Genomic DNA, 930 nt, shown 5'->3' on the forward strand with positions numbered 1-930 from the left:
GCATCAGCTTTCGCTTTGGCATCAGCTTTCGCTTTGGCATCAGCTTTCGCTTTGGCATCAGCTTTCGCTTTGGCATCAGCTTTCGCTTTGGCATCAGCTTTCGCTTTGGCATCAGCTTTCGCTTTGGCATCAGCTTTCGCTTTGGCATCAGCTTTCGCTTTGGCATCAGCTTTCGCTTTAGCATCAGCTTTCGCTTTAGCATCAGCTTTCGCTTTAGCATCAGCTTTCGCTTTGGCATCAGCTTTCGCTTTGGCATCAGCTTTCGCTTTGGCATCAGCTTTCGCTTTGGCATCAGCTTTCGCTTTGGCATCAGCTTTCGCTTTGGCATCAGCTTTCGCTTTGGCATCAGCTTTCGCTTTGGCATCAGCTTTCGCTTTATCATCGGCTTTTGATTTAGCATCGGCTTTTGCTTTAGCATCGGTCTTCGCCTTATCCTCGTCTTCTTGCTCAGTCGTTACTTTATCTACATCTTGGTCCGGTTCATCGGTTTTTTGAATTTTCGCCGGAGCAACAGATTTTGACAAGGTATTCGGCGCATTAGTTTCAGCAAAATCCGTATCAGGTAATTCATATCCTAAAACGAATATGGCAATTAGTGTAGTAAGTATCATCCAAAGTAATGGTCGTTTCACAACAAACTTTTTATTGCGTATTTTTTGAAAGAATTGATAAGCAAAAAATAGGCTGACCAGAAATAAAATACCGGAGAAAACTGAAGTAGTGGCAATAGACCCTATTAACAGTAAGACAGTAAGAAGCATTGTTAATATTCCTATTATTACGAGAAAAACTCTATTCTTCATTTTATTTCACTCCTTTTATATTTTATTATGTAAAATATAGGCTCATCACCATAACACGTGGTTGCTATTTTAACGACCAAGCTCAAGGCGCAATCTCAAAAAGAATCGTTCGAGGTTTCGGTAGCCA

General features: G+C 41.4%; 1 protein-coding gene. It reads right to left on the reverse strand.

Annotated features, from left to right (window positions below):
* On the reverse strand, nt 1–803 hold an 803-nt coding region (locus KNQ13_RS15785), incomplete at its 3' end, for a hypothetical protein (protein ID WP_214773283.1).
* Between the last annotated feature and the right edge of the window lie 127 nt (nt 804–930).

The sequence above is a fragment of the Exiguobacterium sp. s128 genome (genome assembly GCF_018618815.1).
GTDB classification, from domain to species: domain Bacteria; phylum Bacillota; class Bacilli; order Exiguobacteriales; family Exiguobacteriaceae; genus Exiguobacterium_A; species Exiguobacterium_A antarcticum.